General features: G+C 53.7%; 18 protein-coding genes. 8 read left to right on the top strand and 10 right to left on the bottom strand.

The window, feature by feature from the left end; genetic code table 11:
• Window positions 1-131 precede the first annotated feature (131 nt).
• The 3 genes from C5Y83_RS26160 to C5Y83_RS26150 all read left to right on the top strand — a co-directional run bounded on the left by C5Y83_RS26160 (window position 132) and on the right by C5Y83_RS26150 (window position 5,424).
• Window positions 132-3,158, top strand: a complete 3,027-nt coding sequence (locus tag C5Y83_RS26160; protein ID WP_105332741.1) for a VWA domain-containing protein — start codon at window positions 132-134, stop codon at window positions 3,156-3,158.
• 168 nt (window positions 3,159-3,326) lie between these two features.
• Window positions 3,327-4,505 carry a prenyltransferase/squalene oxidase repeat-containing protein gene (locus C5Y83_RS26155; protein WP_114304712.1) on the top strand — a complete coding sequence of 393 codons (1,179 nt, stop codon included), beginning with the start codon at window positions 3,327-3,329 and terminating at the stop codon, window positions 4,503-4,505.
• 10 nt (window positions 4,506-4,515) lie between these two features.
• On the top strand, window positions 4,516-5,424 hold the full coding sequence (locus C5Y83_RS26150; RefSeq protein WP_146117932.1) for a hypothetical protein: 909 nt from the start codon (window positions 4,516-4,518) through the stop codon (window positions 5,422-5,424).
• Between the two features lie 9 nt (window positions 5,425-5,433).
• On the opposite strand, the gene C5Y83_RS26145 is transcribed toward C5Y83_RS26150, so the two are convergent.
• Window positions 5,434-6,777, bottom strand: a complete 1,344-nt coding sequence (locus C5Y83_RS26145; protein ID WP_105332739.1) for an HD domain-containing protein — start codon at window positions 6,775-6,777, stop codon at window positions 5,434-5,436.
• Window positions 6,778-7,133: 356 nt separating this feature from the next.
• On the opposite strand from C5Y83_RS26145, the gene aspS reads away from it, so the two are divergent.
• From aspS to C5Y83_RS26130, 3 genes are all read left to right on the top strand, one after another.
• Window positions 7,134-8,918 (top strand): aspartate--tRNA ligase, encoded by a 1,785-nt coding sequence (aspS, locus tag C5Y83_RS26140; RefSeq protein WP_105332738.1) that lies wholly within the window; start codon window positions 7,134-7,136, stop codon window positions 8,916-8,918.
• Window positions 8,919-9,195: 277 nt separating this feature from the next.
• Complete coding sequence (locus tag C5Y83_RS26135) at window positions 9,196-9,981, top strand: dienelactone hydrolase family protein (protein ID WP_105332737.1); 786 nt, start codon at window positions 9,196-9,198, stop codon at window positions 9,979-9,981.
• A gap of 283 nt (window positions 9,982-10,264) precedes the next feature.
• On the top strand, window positions 10,265-11,146 hold the full coding sequence (locus C5Y83_RS26130; RefSeq protein ID WP_105332736.1) for a hypothetical protein: 882 nt from the start codon (window positions 10,265-10,267) through the stop codon (window positions 11,144-11,146).
• A 26-nt stretch (window positions 11,147-11,172) separates the two neighbouring features.
• Here C5Y83_RS26130 and C5Y83_RS26125 read toward each other — a convergent pair whose 3' ends face one another.
• The 4 genes from C5Y83_RS26125 to glgX all read right to left on the bottom strand — a co-directional run bounded on the left by C5Y83_RS26125 (window position 11,173) and on the right by glgX (window position 15,749).
• Window positions 11,173-12,273 carry a cellulase family glycosylhydrolase gene (locus tag C5Y83_RS26125; protein ID WP_105332735.1) on the bottom strand — a complete coding sequence of 367 codons (1,101 nt, stop codon included), beginning with the start codon at window positions 12,271-12,273 and terminating at the stop codon, window positions 11,173-11,175.
• A gap of 43 nt (window positions 12,274-12,316) precedes the next feature.
• Window positions 12,317-12,958: a hypothetical protein gene (locus tag C5Y83_RS26120; protein WP_146117931.1), complete on the bottom strand. Its 642-nt coding sequence runs from the start codon at window positions 12,956-12,958 to the stop codon at window positions 12,317-12,319.
• Window positions 12,945-13,583, bottom strand: a complete 639-nt coding sequence (locus C5Y83_RS26115) for a hypothetical protein (protein WP_105332733.1) — start codon at window positions 13,581-13,583, stop codon at window positions 12,945-12,947. The genes C5Y83_RS26120 and C5Y83_RS26115 overlap by 14 nt, the downstream gene beginning before the upstream one ends.
• Window positions 13,584-13,661: 78 nt before the next feature.
• Entirely contained in the window at window positions 13,662-15,749 is a 2,088-nt protein-coding gene (gene glgX, locus C5Y83_RS26110) for a glycogen debranching protein GlgX (protein WP_105332732.1), read from the bottom strand.
• Window positions 15,750-16,347: 598 nt separating this feature from the next.
• On the opposite strand from glgX, the gene purM reads away from it, so the two are divergent.
• On the top strand, window positions 16,348-17,409 hold the full coding sequence (purM, locus tag C5Y83_RS26105) for a phosphoribosylformylglycinamidine cyclo-ligase (RefSeq protein ID WP_105332731.1): 1,062 nt from the start codon (window positions 16,348-16,350) through the stop codon (window positions 17,407-17,409).
• On the opposite strand, the gene C5Y83_RS26100 is transcribed toward purM, so the two are convergent.
• From C5Y83_RS26100 to hflX, 5 genes are all read right to left on the bottom strand, one after another.
• Complete coding sequence (locus C5Y83_RS26100; protein ID WP_105332730.1) at window positions 17,380-18,615, bottom strand: amidohydrolase family protein; 1,236 nt, start codon at window positions 18,613-18,615, stop codon at window positions 17,380-17,382. The genes purM and C5Y83_RS26100 overlap by 30 nt on opposite strands.
• Window positions 18,612-19,361 (bottom strand): RluA family pseudouridine synthase, encoded by a 750-nt coding sequence (locus tag C5Y83_RS26095; RefSeq protein WP_158262527.1) that lies wholly within the window; start codon window positions 19,359-19,361, stop codon window positions 18,612-18,614. The genes C5Y83_RS26100 and C5Y83_RS26095 overlap by 4 nt, the downstream gene beginning before the upstream one ends.
• 130 nt (window positions 19,362-19,491) lie before the next feature.
• Entirely contained in the window at window positions 19,492-20,985 is a 1,494-nt protein-coding gene (locus C5Y83_RS26090; protein ID WP_105332728.1) for a Gfo/Idh/MocA family protein, read from the bottom strand.
• Window positions 20,986-21,335: 350 nt separating this feature from the next.
• Window positions 21,336-22,118, bottom strand: a complete 783-nt coding sequence (locus C5Y83_RS26085) for an SDR family NAD(P)-dependent oxidoreductase (protein ID WP_105332727.1) — start codon at window positions 22,116-22,118, stop codon at window positions 21,336-21,338.
• Window positions 22,118-23,443 (bottom strand): GTPase HflX, encoded by a 1,326-nt coding sequence (gene hflX, locus C5Y83_RS26080; RefSeq protein ID WP_409994601.1) that lies wholly within the window; start codon window positions 23,441-23,443, stop codon window positions 22,118-22,120. The genes C5Y83_RS26085 and hflX overlap by 1 nt, the downstream gene beginning before the upstream one ends.
• A gap of 304 nt (window positions 23,444-23,747) precedes the next feature.
• Here hflX and C5Y83_RS26075 point away from each other — a divergent pair, with 304 nt between their 5' ends.
• Window positions 23,748-24,665 carry a sugar phosphate isomerase/epimerase family protein gene (locus C5Y83_RS26075; RefSeq protein ID WP_105332725.1) on the top strand — a complete coding sequence of 306 codons (918 nt, stop codon included), beginning with the start codon at window positions 23,748-23,750 and terminating at the stop codon, window positions 24,663-24,665.
• Window positions 24,666-24,822: the final 157 nt, after the last annotated feature.

Raw genomic sequence — 24,822 nt, 5'->3', positions numbered from 1 at the left:
GGACCTCACATTATTGAGGAGAGCAATCCCCCCGAATTTCCCACTCAACCGCACAAACGGTTCACTTTTCACAAACCTCTGGCATACAATGCGGTGGCTAAAGTTTGAATGCGACCGTAGGATTCTCGCGTATGTTCGATTACGAATTCTCCATTGAACGTCCCTGGTTCTTACTGCTCCTGTTGATCATTCCCATTCTGTGGAGCGTTTCCTGGAAGAGCTTGACCATCGGTGGACGTTGGCGATGGTCGCTCGCCACCGCATTGCGAACCCTGCTCTGTTTTCTCGTAATCCTCGCTCTGGCCGAGGTCGAACTGGTACGCAAGACCGATCGTTTGTCGGTGATTTACCTGATCGACCGCTCACTCAGCATCCCTCCCGACCGCCTCGATGAAGTGGTCGAGTACGTACGTTCGACCGCGAACACCTTTCGCAAACCGTCGCCGGATGATCGTGTAGGGGTGATTACATTCGGTGGAGATGCAGCGATTGAGATCCCGCCTTGGTCGAGCGATTTGTATTTGCGATCACAATTTGAAACTCAGATTGATCGGCAGCAAACCAACTTGGAAGCAGCCATGAAGTTGGCTCAAGCTGCCTTCCCGATCGATGCCGCCAAACGCGTGGTAATCGTTACGGACGGAAAAGAAACGCTTGGCAACGCGATGCAACTTGCACAAGCAATGACTCAATCTGGCATCGGAATCGATGTGGTGCCCGTCTCGACGATTGCTCGTGGGGAAATCACGGTTGAGAAGATCACCACCCCATCGACAACACGCGAGAAAACACCGTTTCCTGTTCAAGTGGTTCTCAAGAACGAACCTGGCGCACTCTGGGACCGCGAGGGTATGAAGAAGCCGGTCAGCGGCAACATTCGCGTTATCCGCAGCGGTGGCGGTCGTGATACCGTGGTCGTCGATCAACAAATTGAATTGGAGCCAGGTACACGAGTCTTTGCCTTTCAGGATGAACTCCCTGACGGAGGTTTCTACACATACGATGCCGCATTCACGCCAGATCAACGCGGCATGGATGGCTTCACCCAAAACAATAGCGCGAGTAGCTTTACCCACATCGAGTCAAGCGGACACGTACTGCTTATCGTCGATGCGGCCCGTCCCAATGAGTTTGACGAGTTAGTCGCGATGCTGAAACGCAACGACTTGAAAGTCACCGTTCAGCCGAGCGATCAGCTTTTCACCAACTTGTCCGACCTGCAGCCGTACGACCTGGTGATTTTAGGGAACGTCGCGCGAAGTACCGGCGATACGAATGGGATCACAGCGTTCAGTGACGCTCAAATGCAGATCTTGGCAGACAATACACGAGACCTTGGCGCCGGCCTGATCATGCTGGGGGGGCCGGACAGCTTCGGTGCCGGTGGCTGGGCCAATACGCCGCTTGAAGAAGCCATGCCATTAGATTTTCAAATCAAAGACGCCAAGGTCGTTCCGGTCGGCGCGTTGATGTTGGTCATGGACAAATCTGGTTCGATGGCCGGCGAGAAGATTCATTGGTGCAAAGCGGCCGCTCGTGAAGCCCTACGTGCACTCGGCTCGCGCGATTTTATCGGCGTTACTTCGTTCGATTCGATCACGCAACGCACCGTTCCGCTCCAGCGCGCCGAAAATCGTCAATTCGTCCAGCAGATGATTTCGCGTTTGGCGGCAGATGGTGGCACCGATATGTTCCCAGCGATGGAGGACGGTTTTCGACAGCTGGAAGCCGCCGATGCCGCCGTAAAGCACATGATTGTGCTGACCGATGGACAAACCCCTGCGGCAGACTTCGCTCGGTTGGCGAAACAGATCTCGGACCGGGGAATTACCGTCACGACGGTTGCCGTGGGTCAAGATGCGGACGTTCGCCTCCTGAATCAGATCGCCGCGATTGGCCGGGGCAAGTTTTATCAAGTCACGTCTCCCAAGGCCATTCCGCGCATCTTCATGCAAGAAGCCCGTCGCGTTGCCAGGCCGCTGATCTTTGAGAAAGAAGGAGGCATTCAGCCATCCTTGGCAAGCGAACATGAGATTCTGAAAGGGCTTCCCTCAGGCTTTCTACCGCTGAGCGGCTACGTCATGTCGACGCCGAAAGACAGTCCCTTGGTCGACGTGCCGTTAATGCTTCCAGAACCTGTCGGCCAATCAAACGCCCTGCTGGCAACCTGGCAATATGGAATTGGCAGGAGTGTCTGCTGGACCAGCGATGCAGGACAACGCTGGACCACGAACTGGACAAGCTGGGACGGCTATGAAAAGCTTTTTCTGCAGATGGTTCGCTGGACGATGCGAAATACCGACAACGACTCGAATTATATAGTCGCTACGGAAATTCATGGTTCGAAGGTCAAAGTTACCCTCAACGCGTTGGACGACGAAGGCAACTTCATGAACTTTGCTTCCCCGCAGTTGCATGGCGTCGGCCCACAATCAGGAACCATCGATGGAACCTTTAAGCAGGTAGCTCCCGGTCGCTACGTGGCTGAATTTGAAGCCGCCAAGTCGGGACCACATTTCTTAGCGGTCGCGCCGACCCCTGGCCAAACGCCAGTCCGAATAGGAATCAATGTTCAGAACACGCAAGAATTCCGCGATCAGACAGATCACTTACCGATGCTGCAGCGAATGGCTGCGTTATCTCCACCGGGAGGAAAATCCGGTGAGATTTTTAATATCGATATGACACCAGAACAACTTGCCACCATTGAGGCCACACCTTTTCGGCACGACTTGCCGAAGGCTAGCAGCCAACGACCTATCTGGTACCTGATTCTCGTCGGGACAGCCTGTCTGTTTTTGATTGACATCGCCAATCGCCGTGTTCTATGGGGCTTTGCTTGGACACGCACGCTTTGGAATCGGATGACGCATCGTCCTATTGAGGAGGCAGCTCAACCAAAATCTCTCGAGCGTCTCAAAGCCCAAAAGCAATCGCTTAATCGGCAGTGGGATGAAGAATTCGCGTCCGATACTACGAGGACAACGCCAACGGAATCGACCGCTGAGATTGTTACCTCCGATACCTCAGTGGATACTCCTCGCGATAATCCATCGCTGGAAACTTCGGAAGAGCCGGGCTATCTCAATCGATTGCTGCACGCCAAGCGGCAAGCCCGACAAGTGGACGATTCCGATCGGAACGATCATCGCAATTGATCCGATTCGACATGTCACATTTCATAACACGCATGTCGCGTCAAGTGACATGAACAGTGCGACGTGGGCCAAATGGGCAGCCGAACTCCCGATGTTTTCAAGGCTGCTCCCACATGTATGCGTGGTATGTTTTTTGCGTCGATTCTGATCACCGCGGCAAACGTCTTAATGAGGAAAGAGGTAATAGTGAATATCTCCCGTCGTATTTTCGTGGGTTTCACGCCCTGTCTGCTGATGACATTCGGTTCGCTGGCAGTTGCCGCCGATCCTCCTATTTCTAATGACGCGCACAAGAAGCTCGATGAGATTGTCGGCAAAGGATTGAAATACCTCGAAACGAAGGGACAAGCAGACGACGGTTCCTTTACGGCCCAAGCAGGCCCTGGCTTGACCGCCCTTGCACTGACCGGCGCCCTTCGTAACGGCAAGACTGTGGACGACCCTGTCGTTGCCAAAGGTCTCAAGGCGCTCGAAGGCTTCGTGAAACCAGACGGTGGCATCTACGGCAATGGTCGCCTTCGTAACTACGAGACATGCGTGGCGATGCTCTGTTTTAAGGAAGCCAACGCCGACGGTCGCTATAACGAGTTGCTTAAGAAGGCCCGTGCTTTCGTTACGGGACTGCAATACGGCGACGGCGAAATGAAGCAAGACGACGTTTGGTTCGGTGGTGTCGGCTACGGCGGGGCTGGCCGACCCGATATGTCGAACACCGGATACCTGGTCGAAGCTTTGGTGGAAACTGGCAGCGAAGCTGACGACGAAGCCATTCAACGCGCACTCGTCTTTATCTCGCGTTGTCAGAACCTTTCCAGCAAGTACAACACTACTCAGTTTGCTGACAAGGTGGAAGATGGCGGTTTCTTTTACGAGATTCCTCGCGAGAAAATCGATCCATCGACATCACCTGAACGTTACACCGAAAACGGCGGCATTCGCAGCTACGGTTCGATGACGTACGCCGGACTGAAAAGTATGATCTATGCCGGCCTGACCAAAGATGATCCGCGGGTGAAAGCTGCCACCGACTGGGTTACCAAGAATTACAGCGTTGAAAAGAATCCAGGCATGGGTAGCGCTGGGCTGTTTTACTACTACCACACCTTCGCTGCCGGTCTGTGCACAGCCGGAGTCGACGAGTTGACCGACGCCGAAGGTAACAAGCACAACTGGCGAGAAGATCTAATCAACGAGTTAGCCGAGCGCCAGAATGACGACGGCTCATGGGCAAATGAAAACGGTCGTTGGTTCGAGAACGATAAGAATCTGGCCACCGCATTCGCTTTGATGGCATTGTCTTACTGCGACGCTGACCAAAAGCCAGCCGCTGGCCAAACACCCCAATAGAAAGTAAACGGTGAGTCACCTGTCAGGTGTTCGTAACCGTTTCGTAGAGTCTTCATCCACGATGCAAGTTCCAGCAGACGATCCATCCCCAGATGTGGATTGTTCACCATCGAGCACTCGATGGTCGAGATTCCTGGCCCGTGCCCTCTGGCTGCGGGATCTCGTGCTGGGCAAGCATCCAGTGATCTTGTGGAGCATCAACGCTGGCCTTTTACTTCTACTGGCGGCTTGGATTGTCTGGGATGCACGTTTCACCGCAACTTGGGACCAATTGGAATATGAAATTGGTCTGACACCTGACTCGTCGAAGCTAGACGAATTTGCCTCGACGTTTCTCCTTCAGTGGAAGATCTATCTGCTCGGCGGTATCCTCGCCATCTCGGTGCTCAGCCTCGGTTTAATGACATTTGGACTGACCATGGGAGCGCGTGGACATCGAGCTCTTTCTTCCTGGATGGTCGTACTTTCCCTCGCCTGCTGCTGGCTTGGCCTTGCAACCGGTTGGGACGAGATGATTTGGGTCGGCAAGCGTTTGCGAATTGACGCGCATGTGGCTGCCTTTCAACCCATCTCCGATTCCCTACGAAAAGACTGGCCAACCGCTGACGGTGACAATCAGCAACTCGGCCCCTTCATGGCTTATCCTGCCGGCAAGCCGAAGACGCTAATTCTGCTGACGACACCCGATATCACTCAGCATGGCTTGACGTTCAGCAGCGTCGAGAAAGCAGATGAAGGGGGAATTCGCTTTCAATTGTCTGGCAAAGAGCGTGGCGTTTGGCTGGAGTGGCATCCCCGCGGACAAGCTCCTGCATCGTTCGTCGGCGGCCTACTCGAACCCCATTTCCTGAAACGCACAGTCTCGCTGGGGGACGGATGGTATCTGGCCCGTTACGAACAATCAGCAATGGCATCGTAATCGTAATCGCTAACCCGATTCTGGAAACATTCCGCGAACCGTGTCCACAAACAGGGTCTCAATCGCCGTATCGCTGCCCATCGCTTCTTGCAGTCGCGGATGCACAAAAATACGGACCTTCTTCACATAATCGTCGAATTGACGCTTAGCTAATGTTTCGACCATTGGCGAAACATCGCCCAGACCACGGTACTTACCAGCCTTGATATCGAGCACATCGATGTTGAACTGAACTTCCAACTTCACTGGCGGAGCATCGACTAAGATCTCGTGCGGTGCGACCCGTCGTCCTAAATGCCTGGAGAGTGCCGTGGCGAACTGATCGCTCAAATCAACGAGCCAATCATAAGGACGCCGTGCAATGAGATGGAATAACTCGGGGTGATCGAAGAATGAGTATTCGAACAACCGTTTGTACAGACGTCGCGTCGGTCCAAAAAGACCATCGAGCAAATCACATGCAGGCCCATTGCCGGCTGCCTCACGCATGGCCTCGATCATCGGGCGTTCCGTCAAGCGGAACAGCGAGTCCAGTTCCAATTGCGGACGTAGCATGAAGAATGCACGCTGCAGCATCGCCGTCGCGCTCCGAACCGCGTGATGCCAATAGACTTCGCTGAACATCACATAGCGGGCAAAGACCATCATTTCTGCCGCTGTGCGTCCTTTGTTGGTCAAGGCCAACTTGTCCCCGGCTTGGCTAATGCACAAACTGGCAATCAGCCGTTGCTGATCGAAATTACGTCCGTAGGGTACGCCTGCATGCAAGCTATCGCGTTGCAAATAATCGAGCTTGTCGACATCGATCGGTCCTGAGATGACGCTTTGCATCAGCTTCATCTTGCTGCTACGCCCTTTCTCGGACAGGAAGCTTACCACGTCCCGTGGCGTAATGCCCCAATCGTCACGCAGGCAATCGGCGACTTCTCCCTCGAGCAGAAAACTGTTGGCGAACAATTCATGCTGCGGTACGCCGCTCAACCGCATGTCCTCGATCGGGTGGCAAAACGGCCAGTGCCCCAAGTCGTGAAGCAGTGCCGCCACAATCATCAGTTCGGCGTCTTTGGTTTCGATGACTTCCGCAAACGCTGGAACATGGGCTAATCGCTGCAAATAGAGCAGCATCATCCGGTACACGCCCAGACTATGCTCGAACCGACTATGGTGTGCCGCCGGAAAAACGAGCGAGACCAGTCCCAATTGGCTGATATGGACCAAGCGGCGAAATTCGGCCGTATCGACTAAATGGCGAACCCGACGCGTCATCGGGATGTCCAACTCGGGGGGGATACGTATGACATCGGCTCGCGATTGCAGCCCGACCACTTCCGGAATTTCAAGCAGATTACTCATGAGCGCCGGTATACCCGAACCGAGGGAAATAGGAAAGCGGGCGTCACAATCGTTACGAACTAACGGGCGATTAATTAGGCGAAGAGACCTAGGTGAATTGGAAGATGCGAAGACTAACCACGGATCGTAAGTAGATTCGATCAGCAAACACAAACAAAGCTCTGATCCGAGTAATCCACGGTCGAAATCTTCTTTAGTTGACGTTCTGCGTGCTCTTTTTGGGCTGAAAACTCCCCGTTCCCTCAGAAAATTGACCCGTGAAGCCCAATCTAGGCACTTGGGCCCAATCGGTCTAAAATACTCGATTTCCCCTGAACATTTCGACGTTGCCCTACCCTTCCGCGAGGAACAGAACCTTGTATCGCACACACACTTGCGGCGAATTACGAAAATCCGAAGTTGGCCAAACCGTCACCCTGGCGGGCTGGGTCGACACGTACCGCGACCATGGCGGAGGATTATTCGTCGACTTACGTGATCGGTACGGCAAAACGCAATTGGTTTTCAGCAGCGATAGCGGCACCGAAGTGCAGCAACTTTCCCGTGGCCTCCGCAACGAAGACGTGATCCAGGTCGTCGGAAAGGTCGATCCTCGCCCGGATGGAACAGTGAATCCCAAGCTGGTCACTGGCGAAATCGAAATCAAAGTCGAGAAGCTAACGATCCTAAATAAGTGTAAGACGCCTCCGTTCTTCCCCAGCCAAATGGACATGCCGGGCGAAGACCTCCGTCTGAAACACCGTTACCTCGACCTACGTCGCCAGCAGATGCAACAAACGCTGTTGCTTCGTAGTCGCATAATCAAGTTGATGCGGGATTACTTCGACGAGCATGACTTCATCGACGTCGAAACTCCGATCCTTGGCCGCAGCACGCCGGAAGGGGCTCGCGACTACTTGGTGCCTAGCCGAGTGCACCATGGCGAGTTCTATGCGTTGCCGCAGTCACCACAGCTGTACAAGCAAATCTTGATGATGGCTGGCTACGACCGCTACGTTCAGGTAGCACGTTGTTTCCGTGACGAAGATCTTCGCGCCGATCGCCAACCAGAGTTCACGCAGTTGGACCTCGAAATGGCGTTCTGCGAAATGGACGACGTTATCGGTATCATCGATGGCCTGGTGGCCAACGTTGCCAAAGATGTTCTCAACATCGAGCTTAGTGGTCCGCTGCCTCGCATGACCTATGACGAGGCCATGGAACGCTTCGGCCACGACGCTCCGGACTTGCGTTTCGGCTTGGAAATCGTCGACGCCACGGATCTGGCCGCCGAAGCTGAGTTCCGGGTTTTCAAAGCCGTGGCGGAAGCTGGCAACCGTGTTCGCGGGATCTGTGCGAAAGGTGCCGCCGACAAGTACTCGCGTCGTCTAATTGACGATATGACCTCGATGGTCCAAGACGACTTCGGTGCGAAGGGGCTCGCTTGGTTCAAGGTCGAAGCCGATGGCACGCTCAACTCACCGATTGCTAAAAACTTCACACCAGAACTGTTAGCCAAGTTCAAGGAACGCTTTGCCGCCGAACCGGGCGACTTGATCCTGATCGTCGCCGATAAGTTTGAGGTAACCTGCAAGGCACTTTATGGCCTGCGAAAGAAGCTGGGTGCCGAACTGAAGCTTTACGATCCCGAGGCGATGCACTTCAGTTGGGTGGTTGAATTCCCGATGTTCGACTACGACGAAGAAGAGGGCCGCTGGGTCGCCATGCACCATCCGTTCACGGCTCCACGTCCGCAGGACATCGAACTTCTGGACAGCGATCCTGGCAAATGCCGCGCATTGGCCTACGATCTGGTGATCAACGGTAGCGAAGCGGGCGGTGGTACGATTCGTATCCACGACAACGCGACACAGCAAAAGGTGTTTGGCCTGTTGGGCATGACTGAAGAAGACGCCAAGAATCGCTTCGGTTTCCTGCTCGATGCCCTACAGTTCGGCGCGCCACCACATGGCGGTATCGCACTGGGTATCGACCGCTGGGTAATGCTGTTTGGTCACTTGGACAATATCCGCGACTGCATTGCGTTTCCGAAAACGCAACGTGCGGCCGACTTGATGACCGACGCTCCGAGCACGGTCGATCGCAAACAGCTCGAAGAACTGGCGATCAAAGTCCTTCGTCTGGACGAAGTCAAGAAGTAAGCACATTGGTCGCTTACTCGAATCAAAGCCATGACTCATCCCTATCCACTCGTAGGGGTGAGTTTTTTTATGGACCTTTCTCACAATAGCGCATCCACACGCTGTATTCTAAGCCGACTCACAAACATTCGTCTTCAACATAAATCCAGCCATTCCACATACCCTCGTCAGGTGAATTGAACGGGCAGATCGCTAGCGGTTATAACGGAGAGACGTACCTATTCACCCGCAGGGATTCGCGGCCTTTTTGCTTGAACTTAAACCAGGAGCATCACCCATGCGCAGCTTTGCCGTTTCCCTTGCTTTGCTTTTCTTCGTAGCGACCTTCGCCCAAGCCGAAGTCCAAACCAAAGTCATCCAGTATCAAGTAGGCGACAAGACATTCGACGGGTTCCTGGCCTATGACGATGCCATCAAGGGCCCGCGTCCCGGCGTCGTGGTCTTTCACGAATGGTGGGGGCTAAATGACTACGCGAAGAAGCGAACCAAGATGCTGGCCGAACTTGGTTACGTTGCTTTCGCCGCCGACATGTATGGCGATGGCAAGTTTGTCGATCACCCCAAGGATGCTGGCGAAATGGCCGGGAAAGTCCGCGCTAACGTCGCCGAGTGGCAGAAGAGGGCTACGGTCGCCTTGGACATTCTCAAGAAGCAACCGCAGTGCGATCCCGAGAAACTAGCCGCGATTGGTTATTGCTTCGGAGGGTCAACCGCTTTAGAGCTTGCTTACACTGGGGCCGATTTGGACGCTGTCGCAACGTTCCACGCCGCTTTGCCGACGCCCACCGAGGAGCAAGCCGAAGACATCAAAGCGAAAGTGCTGGTTTGCCATGGTGCCGATGACGGTTTCGTACCGCAAATGGCAATCGATGCCTTCAAGGAAAAACTGGCCGACGCCAAGGTCGACCTCGACTTCGTTGCCTTCCCAGGGGCGGTGCATAGCTTCACCGTCGAAGACTCGGGCAAGCACAACAATCCTGGCATGCAGTACAACAAAGCCGCTGACGAAAAGTCGTGGGCCATGCTGCTCGATTTGCTGAAGAGCACGCTCGGCACCAATTAGATTTTGCTAAACAGATCGAACAACGGTCGCTCGATGATATTCGAGCGACCGTCCGATGTTTTCGTTGACTCGTCGATCCATTCAGTATTATCAGGCAACCGGCACCTCTTCCCGGCGAGTGCGTCACTGCTTTTCTTAGCGAGAATCTACGCTCCGCCTGCTAAGCCGTAAATCTATTTACCCACAAAAAGATAGACAAGCCTACTATAATTCTTGATAATACCGCCCAAAAGATACTCTGCCAAACTTCTCATCGCGTGAAATTCGCTACGGAGAGAATCGGATGCGTATTTCAACTTCATCGTCGAATTGCTTCTGGCTTGTTATTGTCGCGGCTACGGCATTCTGTTTCCTAGTGTCGGCCCAGCAAGCTGCCGCTCAATCTGTTTTGGCCGAGGACATGTTTCAGGTCCACTTGGATGCGGCCAAGGCTTACCAGTTATATGCCGATGCGTCACACGACCGTACGTATAAGCTTAACGAGCAGCCCCTCTTCGTCTGGACGAATCCTCGCCGAGCACGCGGCCAAGTTGGACATTTGTTCGTTTGGATGGACGGCGAATATCCTGCCGTAGTCGGGACGATCTTTTCTTTTCCTTGGCAGGGAAAGCCAGAAAACCAGCGAATTGTTCACGAAATGCACGCACTCACGGAAGAACGGATCTTTCCGGTCAACAAGGTAGCACTGAAAGCGTGGATACCAACCGCCGGTAATCGCTTCTACCCGTTCCCCGACACTCCTCCAGTGGCACCAGGGAATGCACGACGACAATTACAAGCTCGTCAGCTTGCGAGAACTTTCGAGGCCCATACGATCGACCGGGAAGGAAAACGGTGGGAGCTGCGATTGCTAGGTAAGGAATTAATGCAATACGAAGGTCCGGACCGCATTGGGGCTTTGTTCGCGATGTTGGGGGACGCCGGAGCCGATCCGGAACTATTGCTGTTAGTTGAAGCCCAACGAAACGAGAATCAGTGGCAATGGCGATACTCACCGGTACGCATGACCGACCAGGAAATCTACCTGCGGATCGGCACAACCGAAGTGTGGAAGAGTGAGCACGACGAAAAAAACACCCGGTTTCACAACGCCGAATCAACCTACGATCGTTTTCAAGACACGCTGCACCATCTTGATCTGAACGACAAGGATGACAGTCCCTAGTTTATGAAAACGAGCCAGCACCGTGGCTAATGATTCACCGCATGCTCCTGGAAATAATCAAGCCAACCAGCGATGATTGCTCCCTGCATGTTCCCCTCGGCTCGATATTCTTCCGGTGTTGTCCCCCAATAGAAACTGGTTAGGCCATCGGTAACTGGTCTGGCCTCGGTCAGAAACTGATCTGCTTCCTCCAGCGAACACTTCAGAGGAAAGAATTCTTCAATCACCAACGGTTTGCCAATGTCGTAGACCTTGAGTGCGTCGATCGCTTTCTGGACTTTACCTTTTTCTGGGTAGAAGTGAACGCTGACAAAGCTTAGCGGCCCAGAAACTTCTTCGCTGTAGAAGAGCGGTTTGGCATTAGGCCAAACGTGAGCCCAAGGAATCACGCCAACCGTAATCATCGTTTGCGAATCGACTTCACGAATCGCATCGGTTAATTTCTTCAACCACGCAGCCGCGACTTCTTTGTTGTCCCGACCGGCCATATCGGTTGTGATTCGCTGGACAAAATATTTGCCGCCGAGCGGTTCACCCACGAGCCACTCTTGTGCGTCTTTCCCGCCCCCTAGGACCGGTTCATTCATCAGGTCGTAACAGAAGATTGCCGGACTATCTTTGCAGGTCTGGGCAATCGCTTTCCAAAAGTTAGCTTGAACCTGCCATCGGTCCGCTTCGGTCATTTCGTCGTACCAGGTCGGTACGTCTTGCTTGTGATAACACCCCAGCCCAGTCAAGTTGAGGTACACCTTTGTGTTTTCAGCCAGTCTTACCAACTCGGCAAGCTTCTCCAGATTTTGTGCATTGGGCTCTTCAGCCGTGTTCATGAACTTCGCAAGTTGAAGGTGAACACGAACAACGTTCACGCCCAGCGTTTTCATTTCGGCGAAGTCTTCCTCAATCGCTGGCCACTCCTCATGCCAATAGTCCTCGAGCAATCGCCCGCCTCGATCGTGATCGTAGTTCACTCCCCAGACATAGAAACGTTCGTCCGTTCCTTGCAGACGAAAATCTTTTCCGTCAGACGAGACAATCACACGCTGCAGTGTAGAGACAGGCTGATCCTGAGCATGAACCAAAGATGACAAACAGGTGAGAAGCATTCCAAGCAGAAATGAGGCTTTCATGGCATGACTCCAAAACGAGGGGGAAGGGTGCGTTCTTGTTACCTTACACGCTCGTCAGCGCCAATGTCTCCTGGCGATCTTGGTAACGGACAAACGCCACAGCAAACTTTCCACCTAGGTATCCGAACAGGAGCATCCAAAAGATCTGGCCGAGGGTATGGAAAGTCAACGGATCTGGCGTATGAACAACGATGACCATGCCTTTTGGCTGGCTCGTTAAGCCTGGAATAAATGGGCCAACGAGATTGCTTCCCAGCCGATTCCCATCACGATCTACGAGCGTACCCGAAGCGAGCAGTTTCGGTTCACGCTCGGAGGGAATTACTTCACCGTCGACTTTGTAAGTTACGTACGTCAACGATTCCTGGCATAACATCAAAGCGTACGTAGTCGGTAGCTGCCCCATCGTATTGGGAATACCCTCCGAAGACCGTTCCACGATGGCAAGCGTGAGAAAATACCCAATCGCGAACGCACTGAAACCGACCCCAAACACACGCCAATCGCGACGCCCGACGAATGCAATAGCCAGCATCGCAAACACAATCACCATAGCCAACGACATCACCAGCCAAACCACTGACTTGTGAGCCCACATAGCGCCAATGGTGAAGGATCCGGTTATCAAAACCACGATGAGTTCGGCGACTGTCCACTGAACCAACGGTTGTTTAGATTCCGTCACTTGCTTGCCCCCCTGAAGCACTCGAATCGTCTTCAACTTTGTCCTGATATCGACGAAAACCTACCGCGAACTTTCCGCCCATATAACCTGCAAGCAATAGCCACGCGAAATAGCCAGTCCGCTCGAACCTGCTTAAGTTCGGAGTATCTTTGACAGCGATCAGGGTTTGATTAGCTCTGCTCTTCCTACGAACGCCCAACGGCGTTCCATCTTTGTCTACGATGGTTCGACCATCTTCCAAGAGCTTTGGGCCCAGAGAAGGCGCGATCGGCTTGTCATCGATCAGAAATTGCCGCCTGGTCAATGGTTCCCTCAAATACATCCACAGCGATGTGGTCGGAAGGAAACGATGAATCTGTGAGGGCCCCATTCTATCCTCAATCAGAAAAATAAGTGCCCCATACGTCGCGACAACCGCGGTGAAGCTGATTGCAAATGTCTGCCACTCCCCTTTTCCAACAATGGCCAGAAGCAGATTTCCGAAGAGGATAGCCATCGCCAAGATCAGGGAAAGCTCAGCGATGATCACGGTCGAGTACATTGCGCCAATAACAATGGTCGCCACGCCGAGGACAAAGATGAGTTCCAAGATCGTCCACTGCGCGATTGGTTTTCTTTTGATCATTAGAATTCGAACAAGAACAAAAAAAGACGGCCCGTATCCGAGCCGCCATTTTAGGTTGTTATTGCCGTTGATGCGAACTTATCGCGAAGCGACGTAGATTCGGACGCTTCGTTCCGGCATGACAAACTTGCCAGCTGCCGGTGGGCGTGGGCCGTTGAGGTCTGGGTAGACGTCGCTCGGGGACGAGGCCGCTGTGTCGACGAACATCCGCCAGCTCGTTCCCTTGGCAACCGGAGGCAGAATGAACTGCTGTGGCGAAGGGCTACCATTCATCAACAGCAACACGTCGCGACCGAATTGTTCTGGGTCGGTCTCTTTGGTTGGTGCTGCGAAAAGGCACGTCAACATCGAGTCGCCGCTGTCCCAATCGACTGCGGTCCCAAGATTGTTGTACCAGTTCACGTCAAACAGGCCACGCCGGCCAGTTGGATAGCCACCCAGGAAGTGCTTCTGACGGACCGTTGGCTGATCACGACGGAACGCGATCAACGCACGCACGAAGCGACGCATCTCGTCATTCTTCTTAACAAGCTTCCAATCGAGCCACGAGATCTCATTGTCTTGGCAGTAGGCATTGTTGTTACCATGCTGCGTTCGACGGATTTCGTCACCCATCAAAATCATCGGCACCCCCTGCGACAATAGCAGCGTGCAGAACATATTTTTGATCTGCTGGGTACGAATTTTCTCGATGCTGGCTCGTTTCGTTGGACCTTCCACACCATAGTTGTAACTCAGGTTGTGGTTGTCGCCGTCGCGGTTTCCTTCACCGTTCGCTTCGTTGTGTTTGTGGTTGTACGACACGAGGTCGTTCATCGGAAAGCCATCGTGCGACGTGATGAAGTTAATACTATGGTACGGCTGACGGCCGCCGGCTTGGTAAAGATCGCTGGAACCTGCCAAGCGTGTGGCCAATGCACCTAGCTTGTGGGGTTCGCCCTTCCAGAAGCTGCGGATGTCGTCACGGTAGCGACCATTCCATTCGGCCCAACGCAAGTTGGCGAACGAACCGACCTGATAGGCACCAGCGGCATCCCAGGCTTCGGCGATGATCTTGGTATCGGCTAACATCGGATCTTCTGCGATTGCTTCGACCAGCGGCGGGTTCGCCACGAGATTACCATTACGATCGCGGCTTAAGATCGATGCCAAGTCGAAGCGGAAACCATCAACGTGGTAGTTGTGCACCCAGTGCCGCAAGCTGTTAAAGATCATCTCGCGAACGATCGGGTGGTTCCCGTTGACCGTGTTACCACAACCAGAGTAGTTCTTATACTCCCGGCCGCCGTTGGCCAGCATGTAGTAAACCTGATTCTCGAGCCCCTTAAAGCTGAGGATCGGTCCCTTCTCGTTACCTTCGCAGGTGTGGTTGTAGACCACGTCGAGAATCACTTCGATACCCGCCTGGTGAAGGGCTTTGACCATCTCCTTAAACTCGCGAACCTGGCCACCGGGCGTCTTGCTAGCCGCATAGCCACGGTGCGGCGCGAAGAAGGCCATCGAGTCGTAGCCCCAATAGTTGCCGCGTGTTGGAGTCTTGCCCGTCATCATGTCCATGATCGGGAACTCGTGGATCGGCATCAATTCGACCGCCGTCACACCAAGCGACTTCAAATACGGGATCTTCTCGATCACTCCCAGGTACGTACCGGGATTCTTGGTCGAGCTGGAGTCGTCCGCGGTGAAACCCTTAACGTGCATCTCGTAGATGATCGTCTCGCTCAGGTCTCTCTTGAGGTGGCGATCCCCTTCCCAGTTGAAGCTTTCGTCGACGACGACACACTTCGGCGGGCGGATAATGCCATCGGTCGAGGCCTGGAACGTTCCGGCAAGGGCTTTGGCGTACGGATCGATCAACCGAGCTCGCCCATCGAATAACATTCCTTGATCAGGGTTGTACGGGCCTTCCGCTTGGAAGTGGTACAGCTGACCTGCGGAAAGGCCAGGAATGAAAATGCTCCAGATATCTCCCCAGCGGTCGGTTTCACGATCGAAATCGATGATTTCCGACGGCTCGCGATCATCGACGTTGTTGTACAACAATAGACGCATCGCCGTGGCGGATCGGCTAAAAACAACAAACCGAACGCCGCGTTCGTGCAAAATGGCTCCATAAGGAAGCACGTGGGAAAATTGCAGCTCCGGATGCGGATGAACCATAAGCATAGGTGACTATTCCGATCTAACCTTCAACGAATCATTTCTCGTGGGACGTGATAAAACACTACCACTCAAAACGTTGAAAGCACGGCGAAGACACCCCTCCTAAAAGCAAATTTTTTACTTCAAAACACGTGATGCATCATCTGGCGAAATAATAGCTTAGGGCGAAGGAGTAGGTCCTGCGGTGAGTTTACCGAATCGAAGGAATGCTACCTGCCGCTTAGTCGCCTGGGGAGCGTCACAATCGCACCATCCCGTGTAGCCCCCAGCTGGCTTCCGTTCTTTGCAATCATCGGACCAAATAGGATAGCTTGCCCTATCCGCCAAGTAGCAAATTTCCTATTTCTCCGATTTTGCCGGTTCATTTTAACTATGCGGTCCACCGAAAATGAGCACAAGCCCCTCCCGAGATCAGCTTCATAGGCGATTTCTGCCCAAATCGTGTGCGAAACCCCCTGTGAGAGCTGACGAGCATTGGGGCTTCATTCCGAATCGCGTGCTGACGATTGCTTCGCATGGTGCGTTGACAACTTACGCTATCCCCTCGAAAATCTGGCATCGAAGCTAGCGGTAATTCCTTTGCCCCATTCAGCAGACAGTAATGGCAAAAGCCACCTATAAAGATGCCGGCGTCGATTTAGACGTTTACGCAGAATCGATGTCCCGTCTTCCTCGGCTGGTCAAGCGAACCTTTTCCCCGCGAGTGATGCAGCTCGATGGGGGGTTTGCAGGGCTGTTCAAGCTTGATTTCGACAATGCCCTCTTCAAACGCAAATATGAGGACCCCGTCCTTATCTCCTGCACCGATGGCGTCGGAACCAAAATCAAGCTGGCGATCGATAGTGGAAAGCACGATACCGTGGGCATCGACTTGGTCGCCATGTGCGTGAATGACGCAATCTGCTGCGGGGCAGAACCACTGTTCTTTCTCGATTACATTGCGATGGGAAAGGATGATCCCGAACTGCTGGAACAACTCGTTACTGGTATCACGAACGGGTGCGTTGAAAGTGATTCAGCACTGATTGGTGGAGAAACGGCCATCATGCCTGACCTATATAAGGTCGGCGACTACGACATGGCCGGTTTCTGCGTGGGTGTGGCCGATCGCAAACATCTGATCGATGGCAAAGCGATTGGTGAAGGCGATGTCGTCCTCGGTCTTTCTTCCAGCGGGGTTCATTCCAACGGGTTTAGCCTGGTGCGGAGAGTTGTTTTCGACATCGCCGGTCTTGCACTGGATGACGAAATTGAAGCTTTGGGCGGCACGGTCGGCGAAACCCTCCTAACGCCAACCAAGATTTACGTCCAACCTGTCCGCAATGTGCTTTCGCACTACAAGATCAAGAACGTAGTCCACGGAATCGCTCATATTACCGGCGGCGGCCTGCAGGAAAACCTGGAGCGCATTCTGCCGAAAGGTGTCGACGTCGAAATCAAAAAAGGAAGCTGGCCAGACCTACCGGTCTTTCCTTGGTTGCAGCAATTGGGCGAGATTGAAGACGAAGAAATGGCGCGCGTCTTCAACATGGGCATCGGCCTGGTAGTGATCGTCAGCAATTATTACGCGGCGAGCGTCCAGAAGATGTTAGCCGAAGGAGGCTGCGACGTGTTCGAGATCGGCAAGGTCACCTCAGGTAGTGGCAAGGTCCACCTCCGATAGTCCGTTCCCAAGATTCCACAGCCTAGGCTGACCAGCCAGCATCTCGGTCAGCACATCGGGACCATCCCCTGGAATCGGGAAAGCGGCAACCAACGCACGCCGACCAGGCTCAATCGTTCCAAACGAGTCTTCCACGCCCAGGGCAAACGCAGCGTCCTTGGTCACCATCCCCAGCAACTGTTCGTCAGGGATGTCGGGAAACTCCTTTTGAACATGCTGAACCTCTTTCCATAAATTCAAATCGGGGTTTGAGGCCCGCGAGTCGGTTCCTAACACAACGGATACTCCCTGAGCCAAGAGCTCTTCAATCGGATGTTGATCGTGATGGAAGTAAGCATGAGTTCGCGGGCAATAGCAAACCGACATCGTTTCGGCATGCTTGGCCAGGAAAGCAATCTCGGTCTCATGGAGGTAATTCCCATGGACGACCAGCGCCCGATAGGCCTGAGATAGCTGCTTGAGATAGCCGAGCACGCGTTTGCCACCAGGAAAGTCGGCTGGACTAAACAGGCCCATGTTCTCGAGCATCGTCCGGAAGGGACCGCTCCCTTCTTCAATCAGTTCTAATTCTTCCATCGTCTCAGCAAGATGCATGGCAATCGGCAACTGCTGAGCGGCAGAGAGCGCGACGCAATGTTGCACCACATCCATCCGCACCGTGTAAGGAGCATGAGGACTTAGGCCTGGCGAGATATTGCTAAGAGACCATGGATAGATTGCATGCTCCTCGGCTTGGGCCAGACGCTCAGCAACACGTTCGGGATCGAGCCCTAATACTTCCAAGAGCGAGACTATGTGTACGCTGGAATGATCATAAGACGCTTCGGTTAGCGGGAGCGTGGCAATTTCACCGACAACACCCACACCATACTTCGCCGATTCGCGCAAACCCTTTTGAACTGCCTGAGCTTTCTCGACGCCGATATTGTCGCCGAATCCTTGTCGGTAGCGAATGACCTCGGTAATCCACTGTGGGAACGACATGCCTTGAGTACCAAGCGGATACTTCAGCTTGCTGAATTCCAAGTGCGTGTGAGCATTGATCAGCGCTGGCATCACGGACCACTCGCGTAGATCAATTGCGTCAGGCCAAATTGCCGACTCTTCGATTGCGACAATTTCGCCATCTTCCACCATCAAAGTGGCATCTTGGATCGGCAGCCCGCAAATCGTAAATACCCAGCCGACGCGATATTTCCAGATCATGGTGCGAACTCCTTGTTGAGTTGCGTGCGAAATTGCTGCCAAACCGGGGACTCGTTCCAAGCATCGGACAATGGCGCCGTGATGTCCACCATTTCATCGACCATCGGGTGACGAAACGACAATTGCCGAGCATGCAGCGCAATATGATGATGCCGGGGGTCTTCCACCTCTGGGCCGAACAACTCGCTCGCTCCGTACAATTGATCGCCGACAACCGGATAGCCACGCACCGCGCACTGTAATCGAATCTGGTGATATCGCCCGGTCAACAATTCGATTTCTAGTAAGCAATGATGATCGCTTCGCGCTAGTACCTGGTATGCCAGCTCAGCGTGCTTTGCTCCCTCAGCAGATGAATCGACAACCTCTCCTTGGGCAACGTCCGGGATCTTGCGGACGAAGTCGTTCCACTCGCCATGATCCTCACCCGGGCCACCTTCCACGATGGCCCAGTACTTCTTCTGCACGGTACGTTCACGAAACTGGGCCGCTAGACGCTGGGCGGCCCGCACATTCCGACAAAACACAATCGCTCCCGAGACGGGGCGATCCAGGCGGTGAATGATCGCCAAGTAGATATTACCGGTCTTCCCTTCACGCCGTTTACAGAATTCGCGCAGCTGATCCTCGAGGTTGTCGATCCCGGGAGGGGCCTGCGTTAGCAAGCCTGCCTTTTTCTGCACGCAGATGCAGGGACCTTTTTCATACAGGATTTCAAACTCAGGCTTGCTTGCGGATTCTTTCATCCGGCCCATTATAGCGATCGTTTGCCTGACGACTTAAGCTTCCCACAAGCGAACGCCAAGAAACGAAAACACCGAGCGATGAAGCTCGGCGTTCTCTCATTTCAGATTGCTGAAGCAGGCAAGTGCCCGATTAGACCTGGCCCTTGGCCGGGACTTCGAAGCCCTTACGATATTCACGAGTCAGCAGACCGTTGGCGGCTTCGCTGTCGGTGAACGTTTCGGTCTTCGGATCGAATGCGAGCATCGGGCCGAGTTGGACACCTTCTTTGTCCAGATTTACGCCGTTGTCCATCAGGTGATCCTGGACACGTGCCATAGTCGCACTGACGTCTTCCGTGGTCTTGATGTCTTTCATTCGATCGAGGCATTCTTGCTTCGAGACCTGTTCGCCCAGTTGGTACGAAATCAGACCGGTGTGACACAAAGCACTGGAAAGGTGACCTTCCTGGATGTGACCGTTGAGGTCTTCGGCCTTACGGCTGCGAACGGCTTCCACGAAGTTGTTGTAGTGATACTGATCGTTACCACCATTGAAATCGCGGATCTTGTTGCCATCTTTATCGAACGCGGTACCCGAGTGGTAAGTCGTCATGACCAAGTAGCCATCGGTTCCTTCAAAGATCACACCGATACGCGAACCTTTGTAGCTGACGCTGCTTTCCTTCAACTTCTTGTCGTAGACCAAACCACGCACCTCGAACACGAGCGACTTATCGCCGTAATCGTGCACAACGACCTGGGTGTTTGGTGTATCGCCGGCATCTTCATATCCGAAACGACCACCGTAGCTGATGACGTTCTTGCTCAGCTCGTTAACACCAAGCCCCCAGCGAGCCAGGTCCATCTGGTGGATACCCTGGTTACCCAAGTCGCCGTTACCAAACGGCATCTGCCAGTGCCAATCATAGTGGAACTGAGGACGGGTCACGTCTTGCATCTGAGCTGGGCCAAGCCACAAGCTGTAATCAACCGTCTTTGGCGGTTGATACACACCCTTTGGACCGATGCTCTTACGCGGCTTGTAGCAAAGACCGCGAGCGACTTTGATGTCGCCGATTTTGCCGCTATGAACGAATTCCATGGCTTCCCGCATGCCTGGGTTCGATCGGCTTTGGGTACCAGCCTGGCAAATGCGATCGTACTTTTCAGCAGCTTCAACCACGCGAGCACCTTCGCTCACGTTGTGACTGACTGGCTTCTCGACGTAGACGTCTTTGCCAGCCTGCAGGGCCCAGATAGCCAACAGCGAGTGGGTGTGGTTGGGCGTCGCGATGCTGACGATATCGATGCCGGGTTCTTCGAGCAACTTGCGAACGTCTTGGATGAACTTTGGCTTGTGACCATCCTGTCGCTTGGCGACCCCTTCGGCTTTGCTCTCGCCGAACTTCGAATCACAATCGCACAAGTGCGTGATCACCACGTCATCACGGTTGGTGAAACCGCCAATATGAGAGTTGCCGCGACCGTTCAAACCGACAACAGCGACGTGCAACTTTTCATTGGGGCTCTTACTTTGTTTAGCTTCAGCAGCCAGCAAAGAAGTCGGAGCAGCGAAAGCCGCGGCAGCCGCGGTGGCGAACATCGAGCTTTCCAAGAACTCGCGTCGAGACTTGCGATTCGTCATAGGGAATAGCCTTCTTTATATGAACAAGAGGTTTCGTGCGGAGTAGCAGGTGGGACCGCTCATGAACACCGAAGCGACATGCGATCACGAGATGACCAACATTACCGCCCCAATTAGGGTGTCTTCGAGCTGCTCTAAGAATAACTGTTCTTAGTCCTTCTGACAACTATTTCGGTGTGGCGATAAGTAGCCGAAAGAAACCAACTCAGGTAATCGAGCCAGGGCGCTAGAAGGATGCTCTAGCGGCGGCTGAAAGCCGGCCGACCAAAAGCGTATTTCGTTCGAGAATTAACGCACCAGGACAGCTTTTTGACTAGCCAAAACAACGCCATATTTTTGACTAGTCAAAATCAACCGAATTTAGCCACCATCCAATCCGCGAAAGAAGGACACATACGATCAATCCAGACCATCAAGTAGCCGGACTTGCTGGGAATGATTTCGTGCCGACCCGACTTAATTGCCTTGAGCGCCGCCTTGGCGACATCGTGCGGCGTTCGAGCGAATTTTCCTTTTGCCGGCGGCTTACCTCGCTGCTCGATCACAGCGGCTCCGAACTCACTGCTCGTGGTGCTGGGACTGACCAAAATCACGTCTATTCCCTTAGTCGCCAGCTCGGCCCGCAAGGCATCACTAAAACCGTGCAAGGCGAATTTACTAGCACAATACTCACTCTTTCCCGGGACTGCCCGGTGTCCCAAAATGGACGAGATATTGCAGATCGCTGGCGTTCTTCCCTGCTCCAGAAGCGGTAGGAACTTTCGGGTCAATTCGACCGGCGCGAAGAAGTTAACTTCCATCAATTGGCGAAGCCGTTCCGGGGACGCTTCGTCAAAGTTCCCATGGGCCCCAATGCCGGCATTATTGACCAGGACATCAAGCCCTTTCAGATCATGCTGCACACGCTCAAACAGACGCTGATGAAGGGCCGGATCGGTGATATCGCCGACCACATAGGTGGCGTCGCAACCCTTGGCATGAACCACTTCGAGAAGCTCTTCCAGGCGATCTTCTCGACGGGCCGTTAACAGCAACTTGGCCCCCTGCTCTGCCGCAAGAATGGCCATCGCACGACCAATTCCCGAGGATGCTCCCGTGACGAGCATCCTCAAACCGTCTAATTGACGACGCATCAGGCGACATCCCCCACAGCATCCGATGGCGACGATTCCTCGCCGTAAGGACGGATAACTACGTCGGGGTTCTGGTTCTGAATTCGCCCCAGGTGGGCGGTCGGAATTCGGCAATGCACGACGAGCCGCTCATCGCCATATCGCTTCGATACGATCTCACCATTGGTAGCCAAGTAAGCGACCAACTTTCCATTCCCAACCTCGGCTTCAATTTCGACGTCAGAGAACGATTTACTAAGAGCGTCGCTGACAGCGATCGCCAGACGCTCACTCCCTTCGCCAGTAAATGCACTGACGGCGACCGAGCCCGGATAACGAGCCTGCAGTTGTTCTAAACGCCGAGAATCCTCGATCCGATCGATCTTGTTAAGCACCAGCAGTGTGTCTTTCTGCTCAATGCCAATTTCCTCAAGTACGTCATAAACGGCTGCGATTTGCTGCTCGACTTCCGGGTTACTGGCATCGGCCACGTGCAGCAAAAGGTCGGCCTGATTGGCTTCTTCGAGCGTTGCTTTAAAGCTGGCAATCAGGCGGTGAGGAAGGTCACGAATGAAACCAACCGTGTCGCTCAAAAGTACCGGCCCCCAGTGCGGCAGCCGCCAGCGCCGCGTTCGCGTGTCGAGCGTCGCGAACAACATGTCAGCCGACAAAACCTGAGCATCAGTCAGCCGATTCATGAGCGTACTTTTGCCAGCATTGGTGTAGCCAACCAAGCTGATCGTCATCGACTCGCGGCGAGCAGAAACCTGACGCTCTCGCCGCTTAGAAACCTTCTCCAGGTCGTCCTTCAGATCCTTGATTCGCTTCTCAACCAAACGTCGGTCAACTTCCAACTGTTTTTCACCCGGACCACGCATACCGACGCCCATCTTGATACGGTCCAAGTGAGACCACATCCGCTTGAGCCGCGGTAGCGAGTATTCGAGTTGAGCCAATTCCACGGCCAAGCGAGATTCGAGCGTTTGTGCGTGGGTGGCGAAAATGTCGAGAATTAGCTCGGTGCGATCGATGACCTTTCGCTCGGTTTCCCGCTCCAGATTTCGGGTCTGCCCAGGGGACAGTTCGTTGTCGAAGATGATCACATCGGCTGCCGACGCATCAGCGCAGAGCTTCAACTCCTCAATCTTCCCCTTACCTAGATAGGTCCCTGGATCTGGCTTTTCCCGTCGCTGAGTCAGCTTACCCACCACCGTGGTGCCAGCCGTCGTCGCCAATCCATCCAGTTCATCCAGTGGATCTGCCGAATAATCCACGTGCGGATCCAGTAGCTTGACGAGAATGGCATTTTCCTGAGCGACGCTCTGTTTACGATCTCGTTCTGTCACAAGCGGTGCCTGCTTTTCCTTTCTATGACCTGTGCCCCGAAAGGTTATTCGTTCGGACACGGGAACCATTTTCTGCCGCCGCGGGTATTCGGACGACTTCTATTTCAATTTTAACTACCCTCGGCGTATCAGCGAAGGTGCATTCATACCCCCTGACGGCAAGATTTTCGGCAGCAAGCCACCTATTTTTCCCTCGATCAGGCCGCAGGAATAGCGGCGGGATATTCCGTCTTCTAAACTACAGTAGAGGCAACTTGCCGCCAAATGTTCACTAAATCACTCATCCCACCTGAGGATTACACCCATGCCTATGCATCTCGGTCGACGTCAGTTCCTTCAATCGATGGCTGCCGCCGGCGCCGGACTGGCCCTTGGCTCACAACTTGTTGCCGCTGAAAAGGCTGCTCCTTTCAAGATCTCGCTGGCCGAATGGTCGTTACACCGCACACTTCGTAGTGGCAAGCTCGACAATCTCGATTTCGCTAAGACCGCCAAGGAAACCTGTGGCGTCGAAGCCATTGAATACGTGAACCAGTTCTTCAAAGACAAAGCGAAGGACGAGAAGTACCTGGCTGAATTAAACAAGCGAGCCGCCGACAACGGTGTGACGCAAGTGCTCATCATGTGCGATGGCGAAGGTCAATTGGGTGCTCCAGACGAAGCAGCCCGTAAGAAAGCCGTCGAAAACCACCATAAATGGGTCGAAGCCGCAAAAACCCTGGGCTGTCACTCGATCCGTGTGAATGCAGCCAGCAGCGGTAGCTATGAAGAACAAATGAAACTAGCCGCCGACGGCTTGGCCCAATTAAGCGAATTTGCCAAGGGCTTTGATATGAACGTGATTGTCGAAAATCATGGTGGCCTTTCGTCGAACGGTGCCTGGCTGGCCGGCGTCATGAAGGCCGTTGACATGGAAAACTGCGGCACGCTGCCTGACTTTGGTAACTTCCGTGTCAGCAACGAGGAAATGTATGACCGGTACAAAGGTGTCGACGAGTTGATGCCATACGCCAAAGCCGTCAGTGCAAAGACGCACAACTTTGACGACGAAGGCAACGAAACGAATACCGACTACTTCAAGATGATGGATATCGTCGTCAACAAGCACAACTACCACGGCTTCGTTGGCATCGAGTGGGAAGGTGGCGGAATCGGCGAAGTCGAAGGAATCATTGCGACCCGCAAGCTCCTAGAACGTTGCGCCGAAAAGCTATCGGCCTAAGCCAACCGATCTATCTCGATTGAATCATGCCCCGACGGAATCTTCCGCCGGGGCTTTTTTACGCTAGCACCTTATCTAAACCACCATGCGCGAAACTATTTGAACTATTTCCGAGAAAATTTGCCCGCCTTCGGAAGACAACTAGGCCGATGCGACT

The organism is Blastopirellula marina (assembly GCF_002967765.1).
Lineage (GTDB): Bacteria > Planctomycetota > Planctomycetia > Pirellulales > Pirellulaceae > Bremerella > Bremerella marina_A.
This window is presented reverse-complemented; position numbering and strand designations above follow the sequence as displayed.

What these genes read in the sequence shown, in the direction of transcription:
- C5Y83_RS26160 (WP_105332741.1), top strand. Translation starts at nt 132, where the DNA reads ATGTTCGATTACGAATTCTCCATTGAACGTCCCTGGTTCTTACTGCTC.
- C5Y83_RS26155 (WP_114304712.1), top strand. Translation starts at nt 3,327, where the DNA reads ATGAGGAAAGAGGTAATAGTGAATATCTCCCGTCGTATTTTCGTGGGT.
- C5Y83_RS26145 (WP_105332739.1), bottom strand. Translation starts at nt 6,777, where the DNA reads ATGAGTAATCTGCTTGAAATTCCGGAAGTGGTCGGGCTGCAATCGCGA.
- C5Y83_RS26135 (WP_105332737.1), top strand. Translation starts at nt 9,196, where the DNA reads ATGCGCAGCTTTGCCGTTTCCCTTGCTTTGCTTTTCTTCGTAGCGACC.
- C5Y83_RS26130 (WP_105332736.1), top strand. Translation starts at nt 10,265, where the DNA reads ATGCGTATTTCAACTTCATCGTCGAATTGCTTCTGGCTTGTTATTGTC.
- C5Y83_RS26125 (WP_105332735.1), bottom strand. Translation starts at nt 12,273, where the DNA reads ATGAAAGCCTCATTTCTGCTTGGAATGCTTCTCACCTGTTTGTCATCT.
- C5Y83_RS26115 (WP_105332733.1), bottom strand. Translation starts at nt 13,583, where the DNA reads ATGATCAAAAGAAAACCAATCGCGCAGTGGACGATCTTGGAACTCATC.
- glgX (WP_105332732.1), bottom strand. Translation starts at nt 15,749, where the DNA reads ATGCTTATGGTTCATCCGCATCCGGAGCTGCAATTTTCCCACGTGCTT.
- purM (WP_105332731.1), top strand. Translation starts at nt 16,348, where the DNA reads ATGGCAAAAGCCACCTATAAAGATGCCGGCGTCGATTTAGACGTTTAC.
- C5Y83_RS26100 (WP_105332730.1), bottom strand. Translation starts at nt 18,615, where the DNA reads ATGATCTGGAAATATCGCGTCGGCTGGGTATTTACGATTTGCGGGCTG.
- C5Y83_RS26095 (WP_158262527.1), bottom strand. Translation starts at nt 19,361, where the DNA reads ATGAAAGAATCCGCAAGCAAGCCTGAGTTTGAAATCCTGTATGAAAAA.
- C5Y83_RS26090 (WP_105332728.1), bottom strand. Translation starts at nt 20,985, where the DNA reads ATGACGAATCGCAAGTCTCGACGCGAGTTCTTGGAAAGCTCGATGTTC.
- C5Y83_RS26085 (WP_105332727.1), bottom strand. Translation starts at nt 22,118, where the DNA reads ATGCGTCGTCAATTAGACGGTTTGAGGATGCTCGTCACGGGAGCATCC.
- C5Y83_RS26075 (WP_105332725.1), top strand. Translation starts at nt 23,748, where the DNA reads ATGCCTATGCATCTCGGTCGACGTCAGTTCCTTCAATCGATGGCTGCC.